Origin of the sequence: uncultured Fretibacterium sp. (assembly GCF_938030725.1) — a bacterium.
GTDB lineage: Bacteria > Synergistota > Synergistia > Synergistales > Aminobacteriaceae > Fretibacterium.
In genome coordinates this window covers 1-8,508 of the sequence record NZ_CALHIQ010000074.1, presented here as the reverse complement: position 1 = coordinate 8,508, position 8,508 = coordinate 1, and the positions used below count along the sequence as shown (strand labels likewise).

At 63.6% G+C, this 8,508-nt stretch carries 3 protein-coding genes; all 3 read left to right on the top strand.

Annotation, left to right across the window (positions count from 1 at the left end):
- Positions 1-1,075 (top strand): Synerg-CTERM sorting domain-containing protein (locus Q0629_RS04340; protein ID WP_298779377.1); only part of this gene is annotated, 1,075 nt, incomplete at its 5' end.
- Between the two features lie 147 nt (positions 1,076-1,222).
- Positions 1,223-5,620 carry a Synerg-CTERM sorting domain-containing protein gene (locus Q0629_RS04335; RefSeq protein ID WP_298779375.1) on the top strand — a complete coding sequence of 1,466 codons (4,398 nt, stop codon included), beginning with the start codon at positions 1,223-1,225 and terminating at the stop codon, positions 5,618-5,620.
- Positions 5,621-5,804: 184 nt separating this feature from the next.
- A partial coding sequence (locus tag Q0629_RS04330) for a hypothetical protein (protein WP_298779372.1) occupies positions 5,805-8,508 on the top strand: 2,704 nt, incomplete at its 3' end.

Below are 8,508 nucleotides of genomic sequence, written 5' to 3'. Positions count from 1 at the left end.
CACGTCAATTTCTTGGAACTCTACTGCCCCGATAGGGAACACGTCTCTGAGCAACATCCGCAAGATGGTCTCCCTGAACGGGTTCCTCTACGGCATCTCCTACGGGAACAATCCCTACGGGGGCCAGCCGTCGGACGTCGCCCAGGTGAGGCGGTTCGACATGAACAACAGCTATGCCAGCGGCACAGCGAGCTTCAGTTACAACCCATCCACAGGACAGGGGCATGGAGAAGGCCTGGTGGCCTACAACAATTACCTTTACGCCATCCTGACGGAGACGAGGGGGAGCTATCCCTTCACCTACGCCCCCAATAAGCTGATCAAACTCAACAGCACGAACCTGAGTGTTGCGGGCTATCCCGTTAACCTGTCGGGGAAGAACACCGACGGCGGCACGCACGGCGCGTACTGTCAGAACGGCGCCACGCTCTACCTCACCTCCTGGGGCGGTTCCCAGCCCACCGACACGAGCTACAATCCCGAGTCTCAGGTGGAGAGGGTGAATCTGGAGAATCTGGAGAATCTGAGCCACAGCACCCTCGTCACCGGCCGGCAGATGCGCGCGCGCGACGCCACCTGGAACCATCACTTCACCGCCGTCGTGATCAATGGGAAAGATGCCTACATCCAGGCCACAACCTGGAACCGTTTGGGGGGAGGTGGCGGACAAGTTCGGCTCTACAAGACGAAAGCCTCGTCCATTGGAAGCCTGGGACCGGGTAACAAGATCAAGTCCCTGGACACGGGCGACGGTTGGCGCGTGGGGATGATCGTCGACGGCAAATACCTCTACGTTGCTGCGGGCAAAAAACTCTATCGCTATACGATGCCCGTGAAGGCCAATTCGACGGCGACGGTCTTCGGGCCCGGCGGCACGTCCTTGGGTGGGGACATCTCCTCCTTTGCCGCCGTGCCGTCGCTTCGGGGCGTCTCTGTCGCCCAGGCGGCGATGGAGGAGCCGGTGCAGGCCATGGCCGCAAAGGATGAGAAGGACGGCGGCAGCGGATGCGACGCGGGCTTTGGCTGGCTGTTGCTCCTGGCGGTTATTCCCGTTGCGCTGCGGCGGAGGGGATAACACTTGAGGAAACATGGCGTTATCGCTCTCTTCCTCTAGGAAAAGGTACGGAAAGGAGGAGGGCGGATTTCCGCCCTCCTTTCATTTCTGCAGTTTTAGTGGCTCCCTGGTAAGGGGAGGCAAATAAAGTAAAGAAGGTGACAAGTAATGCGAACGATGAAAGCAAGGGCCCTCTGCGCCGCCTTTTCCCTGGCGCTCCTCATCTTCCTCGCATCAGCCGCGAATGCGGCGAGTTGGTTGGACGAGGCCGACGTGAGCTGGTACAAGGAAGGCCAGAGCTGGTTCGTCATCTCCACGGAGGCACAGTTGGCCGGGCTGACAAAGCTGGTGGACGAGGGCAACGGCTTCGAGAACAAGACGATCGTTCTGAGTGGAGACCTGAACCTTGAGGGAAAAGAGTGGATTCCTATCGGGACAGAAGAGAAGCCGTTTTTGGGTTCCCTTGACGGAAGGGGGGCCCTTATCCAACTGGAGGCCCCCCTTTTCGGCTGCGTAGGCAGCGACGGAGCCAACTCAGGCACGATCTGCGGCGTGAACCTGTCCGGAGATATTAGATCCAGGGAGGGGGGGGGATGTGGAGCGCTCGCCGAAGATTCTTGGGGGACGATTCGCAACTGCTCCTTCACGGGGTCTCTTGTCGTTGGGTCCTCATGGGAGGGGGAAGTCTACTTGGGTGGCCTTGTCGGCACCTATCATGGAGAGGAGAACGAAGAAGAAGTATCCGGCTGTCGGGTTCGGGCGCGGCTTGTGGCTGAAAACGTTGGGAATGTGACAATGGGGGGCGTTGTCGGTTATGCCACGAGCTTGATACGAAACTGTTCCTTCGAGGGAGAGTTCCACTGCGGGGGAAACGGCCCTGACTTTGATTTTAGCCTTGGGGGCATTGTCGGTGAAGCTGACGTCCTCCAGGATTGCCGAGCGCGGTTTTCCGTTTCCTTCTCCGGGGAGAGGAAGGGGGGGGGGATCGGAGGTATCGCGGGCTATGGACGCTCTCTGGAGAACTGTCTGGCCGAGTGGACCTGTCGGGCAAAATGGGCGCCCGGTGGGGAGGACCTGTTCGTTGGAGGTATCGCGTCCCAAACGACTGAGAGCGTCAAAAACTGCGTCTTCAGCGGAGACCTTGCCGTGGGAGACTACGGCAGTATCGGAGGGATACTTGGAGATAGCAATGCAGCATCTGTCAGCAATTGTTTTGCCCGTGGACGGCTTTCCGGCGGGAAGACGATCGGCGGGGTGGCCGGGGTGAACGCAGGAGAGATCAAGGACTGCTCCGCGGCGTGCGAGGTCCTGCCCGGCGCAGGAGCGACGGCTGGAGCCCTCGTCGGGGACAACCAGAGGACGGTGTCCGGGTGCGGCTGGGTGTCGGGACTGGGACCGGATAATGCCGTGGGAAGCGGGGAGGAGCCTGAAGGTTCCGCTGCCGTAGCCTCGGAGTCCGCTCTGCCCGCCACCTCGGTTGTGCTGACGCCGTTCCTCGGGATGCTCGAGGGCGGGACCGAAACCGTCGCTGCGGAGGTCTATCCCAAGACGTCGAACAAGAGCGCGCTCTCCTACAGTTGGACGGCCGACGAGGCTGTGCTGAACATCGTATCTCCCCATGCGGAGGTGACGGAGATCAAGGCTCTGGAGAAGGGGACGACCGATCTCAAACTGTCCTGCGGCGGTCTTCCGGGAGGAGGGCCTCTGACTCCGTCCACTGCCGTCACGGTCCGGGGGCTTCTGTCGGATCCAGTCAGCCCGGACGTTCCGGGGCCGACTAGCCCGGACGTTCCGGGGCCGACTAGTCCGGACGTTCCGGGGCCGACTAGTCCGGACGTTCCGGGGCCGGTCAGTCCGGACATGGGCTGGATCGCCAGCGCGGACGTGAGCTGGTACAACGAGGACAAGTCCGAGTTCACGATCTCTACGGAGCGGCAGCTCGCGGGGCTGGCGAAGCTGGCGAACGGCGGCAACACCTTCCAGGATAAGACGGTGCGGCTGGACGCGGACCTCAACCTCGTTGAGAGGGACTGGACGCCTATCGGGGCGTTCCTTGGGACCTTCGACGGGCAGGGGCACCTGATCCGTATAAAATCTCCCCTGTTCGGCACCATCGGTTTTTTGAACGTGGGAAACAACGTGGGGACGGTCCTCAACGTGAACCTGTCCGGCGACGTCTCCCTCGTCTTCAATCGTAACGGGCAAGAAATAGTTGGCGTCCTGGCCAGAGAAGCCTGTGGGACGATCAAGAACTGTTCCTTCACGGGCTCCGTCAGTGTAGAGATAGAGAAAGTAGGAGAAGGCTCCATCGTGACGTTAGGCGGCCTCATTGGCAGCTATGGCCCCTCCAACAAGGGGACGGGGGAGCTCTCGGACTGCCGGGTGCGGGCGCGGATGGCGGTGAGGGGGAAGGATTGTCCCACGGAGATGGGCGGAATAGTCGCCCTCTGCGGCGGAACGGTTCGAAACTGCGTCTTTGAGGGGGAGCTTTTTTTCGACACAACGCCGCTGGACCCGGATAACCCCCGCGCACTTGTCTTGGGTGGCATCGTTGCAGATGGTAGAATCTCCATAAAGGATTGCCACAGCCGATTTTCCGTCTCTTTGAAAAAAAACAGGTTTTATAGCCTCGATATGGGAGGAGTGGTGGGAAGGTCCTTCAACAAAAATATTGAGAATTGCCTGGCGGAGTGGACGGTCTCCGAGGACTGTTGGGTGAAAAATGAATCGTCGATAGGAGGTATCGCAGGGGGAGCGGGAGCGGGAGTTGGGAGCACCACGATCCTGAACTGTGTTTTCGACGGAAGCCTTGCCGTGGGGAGCAGCCCCCAGATCGCCCTCGGCGGCATTTATGGTATTTTCTGGGGAGACGTCAACTCCTACAACTGCTTTGCCCGCGGCAGCCTTTCGGGGGGGGGGACCGTCGGCGGCGTGGCGGGGAAGGCGACCGGGACGATCGAGAACAGCTCCGCGGCGTGCAAAATTGAGACCGGGCCGAACGCGGTCTCGGGCGCCATCGCCGGGAACAACGCCGGTGCGGTGAAGGAGTGCCGCTGGGTGTCGGGCCTGGGTGCGGAGCGGGCCGTGGGGAGCGGTGCCGAGCCGGTGAGCACCGATGTCGTGGCTTCGGAGTCCGGCCTGCCGGCCACTTCGATCGCCGTGGTCCCCCTGCTGGATTTGACCGAGAACAGGGATACGCCCGTCAAGGCGGAGGTCTATCCCCAGGCGGCTGCCAACAAGGGCACGGTCGGCTTCAGTTGGACGACCGTCGATAAGGACGTCCTGGGCATCGGGGCCCCCAATGCGGAGACGGCGCTCGTCAAGGGGATCAAAGAGGGAATGGCCAGCCTCAAGTTGTCCTGCAACGGGCTTCTGGGTGGGACGACCTACAATCCGACGTCCTCCGTCACGGTCCGGCGCGTTCGCCTGGAGTCCCTGAGCCTGAGCCCTAAAGGTATTGAGTTGAGCCAAAAGGGCCAGAAGGCGGAGATCCATGCGGCCACCAGGCCGGCGGCGGAGGTCGCCTCCTTCCCGCAGTGCGATTGGAGCTTCAAGGTGGTCGAGGGGGCCTCTGCAGAAGCCGACGACATCGAGCTGGTGCCCACCGCCGACGGGCTGGGGGCGGCGGTGACGTTGGTGCGCCCGGTCTCGGGCGCGAAGTATCGGGTGCTGGCCGAGGCGATGGACGGGTCCGGCCTGTCGGACGACGTGATCGTCACGGTCAAATACACTTCCCCCGCGCCGACAAGTCCTGACGTGAGCCCGGACGTAAAACCGCCACTAAGCCCCGACGTCAAGCCGCCGCTGAGTCCGGACGTCGAGCCTGACGTACCCGGCGAGCCGGAAACGGGAATCGCCCCGAAGTTGCCGGACGGTGTGCCCGCGGGCGTGGGAGCGTCGAAGCCCGCGTTCTTCGGCGGCAGTGAGGCAGCGGCGTTAAAGAACGCTGCAGCGGCGTTGTCGGACAGCGGGCTGAAGGCGAAGGACCTGGTCTTCGACCCGGATACGGGTGTCGTGAGGCTCCAGAGCCGGGTTGCGCGTGAGGTGGCCAGGAAGGTGCTGCCGGCCGGTTCCATGGTGAAGCGGGTTCGGACGCTGCCAGTGCTGTCGGCCACCCTGCCGCAGGGAGCGAACGTTGCGGCCGTGGGTTTGGAGCTGACGGGCAGGGAGCTGATGGCGAAGAAGGCGTCCGAGGTGGAGCTGCTGAAGGCGATGGGGCCGGACACGGGAGCGCTGCTGAAGTGGTCGGGCAAGCCGGAGGAGTTCGGCGACGGGCGGTTCACGGTGCTGGACGGGAGCGGCCGGGTCGTCGATGAATTGCAGTCCCGCAGCCGGTACGTTCTGACGGTGTTCATCGGGGACGGAGGGAAGTACGACCTGGACGGCGAGGCGAACGGCAGGGTGGTAGACCCGCTGGCGTTGCTGTCGTTGAAGGGCGATTCAGCCCCGGGGCCTCAGCCGGGCCCTGACGGCAAGGACGGCGGCGGTGGCGGGTGTAACGCTGGCCTTGGCTGGCTGCTGTTGCTCGCTGCGGCCATTCCCGCTGTGCTGCGGCGGAGGGGGTAACCCCTCCGCCGCCTTCGGCGACACCTGATGAAGAAACCAGCCGGACCGAAGGTTTGCGAAGCACGCTGCACAGCTTTCCCCTTCGGGGAATCGCTGGCAGTCTGGCCGTCCCCTTTCAGGGGAGGCAAAAATGAAGAGGCGCGTTTGGGGGAGGCAACAATAGTTTTGAAAGGAGCGTGAACCCATGCGCAGATGGCTGCATGGCATTGCCGGTGTCGTAGCTCTTGGTGTGGTGCTGCTGGGCTTACAGCCTGCGGCGCTGAGTGCGGAGTTGTGGTCCGACGTGGCCGACACGTCCTGGTTCGATCAACAACATGCCGGGACGGAAGCCGACCCCTATCTCATCGAGACGGCGGAGCACCTGGCCGGGTTGGCCAAACTGGTCTCAGACGGCAACGATTTCAAGGACAAGTACGTCCTCCTGACGCGGGACATTACCATGGCGGGAAGGGAGTGGTCTCCTATCGGCTGGATGTGCGCCTACGGGGACCTGGCCGGGTTTGCGGGAACCTTTGACGGTGGAGGCCATGCCGTCAAGGGCGTGACTATTTCGACGGGCGCCTATCTTCCACGCAGCCCGGCCACAGGGGCTCTCAGTCACTCCGGTTCCTTCTTCGGTCATGTCGCACCGACGGGCACGGTGAGAGATGTGACGGTCATGGGCTCCATCACCAACAGGAAATCCAACGGCGCGGCGGGAATCACGAGCTGGACGGATGGAAACGTCCTCAACTGTACGACGTCCTTTAACCTTCGAGGTTCCAGCCCCGCCAACTCTTATGTTGGTGGGATCGCCTCTCTTAACGGTGGCGGCATGATCCGTAACTGCGTCACCTTCGGTACGGCCAAGGCTGTCGAAGCCGGTGGTTTTCCCTATGCCGGCGGCATCCTAGGGTTTTCCTATTGGAACAAGGGGGCGCTGGAGAACTGTACCGCGCTCTGTTCCGAGGTAGAGAGCGAGATGGACGCAGGGGGCGTTGTCGGAGGATTCAGCCCCATGCCGGAGATATTCAGGTATTGCGTTTCGGTCTGCGACTCCGTGAAGGCCCAGCCGGCCTATACCGGGGGGATCGTTGGGGCTTACGGCTACGGTTGGATCGACTGCTACTGGCTGAAGGTGAAGGAGACCCAGCCCAGCGAGGGGTGGGGGACCTCGCCAGGAGCGCCGGGGAAAATCACGGACCCGGCGCAGCTTCCCGTGGCCTCGGTGGTGCTGGACGCGGCCGACGTGCGCACGATGCTCGTCGGGGAGACGCGGAAGATTCGTGCCCGTCCCTACCCCTCCACGGGGGACCTTTCGGGCTTGAAGTACAGGTGGACCGCTGCACCCGGCCTGACGGTCCTCTCCGGGACCGATGGGCCGGAGATCGAGGTGAAGGCCGCCTCCGAGGGACTGCACCGCGTGTCCCTTGCGGTGACGGGCGTGCTGGGCGTCCCGGTGGCCAGCGACGACGTGGCGTTGACGCCCGGCGCGGTGTTGAAGGTGGTGAACGCCCTTCCGCCGGCGGCGGGGATCGCCCTGGGCGGACCCGGCCGAGCGTTGAAGGAGGGCGAGAGCGTTGCGTTGACGGCGACGATCGTCCCCTCTGACGCGAAGCCCGAGGTGTTGACCTGGACCGTGGCGAAGGCCGAGGGTCAGGGGGCCGTTGACGACCTCCTCCTGGAGGACCACGGGGGCGGTGCGGCCACGGTGACGTTGAAGAAGCAGTATAAGGACGGCGCTTCTTACGTTGTCATGGTCCGGTCGGCTGGCGGCCTGTCCGCAACGGTCACGGTGTGGGGTGAGGCGCTGGGCGCAGAGCCGAACGTGCCGGGGTTCGTCCCGATCGGGGCGATACTTCCGGGCGGGGCGGAGGGGAAGCGTCCCTTTGGAGTGAGGTCCGGTTCGGCTGTGGAGCTGTTATCAGAAATAGGCGCGGCCCCTGAAGACTTCCGCCTTGGTGGCGACGGCCTGCTGTACCCGAGCCGGTCCCGGCTGGAGACGGTCATGGAGGAGCTGGGGAAGGCGGAGGGGATCAAGTTGAGTGGGGCCTCGCCCTTCCCGCTGATCGCGCTGGAGGTGTCGAAGGCGCGCACGCTGGCGGCGGTGGGTTTCCTGGTTGAGGGCAAGCGCTTCCGCGCCACTGCGCCGAAGGACGTCACGCTGTTCGAGGCGCGTCCCAAGGGGACGGGGGAGATTTTCCGTTACGCGGAGACCCCGAGGGATTACCTGGACGGGCACTTTGCGGTGCAGCACGAGGATGGTACGGTGATGCCCGGAGATGAGCCGTTCGTCCCGGATAAGAAATACGGCCTGGTGGTGTACGTCCGGGACGGAGGCCGGATCGACCTGATCCCGGCGGAGCGCAGGGTAGCCGCCTCCCTGGTGCTGGCGAAGGTTGCCGCCCTGCCGGCGCCGACAAGTCCTGACGTGAGCCCGGACGTCAAGCCGCCGGTAAGTCCGGATATCAAGCACCCCAGCGTCCCGAAGGTTCCGGTGCAGGGCGTCGCCCCGCAGCTGCCGAAGGGGACGGACGGGAAGATTGCCGCGGTGAAGCCCAAGCTCGTCCTGGGGAGTGGTCCGTCAGAATCGTTGTCCCTGGCGGCAAAGATGCTTGCGGACTCCGGGCTGGAGAGGGGCGACCTGATCGTCGATCGAAAGACGGGGCAGGTGAAGCTGAACGCGGACGTGGGCTGGGAGGTCGCGGAGAGGACCGTGAGCTCCGACGGCTTCATCGACGAGGCAAAGCCTCTGCCGGTCCTGACGGCGACGCTGCCTGCGGGAGCGAGCGTTGCGGCGGTAGGCCTTGAGGTGACGGGCTCCGCGTTGATGGCTGATGAGGCGTCCGGGGCAAAGGTGCTGAAGGTCTTGGGGCCGGAGGAAGGAGAGCTGTTGAAGTACGCGGGTT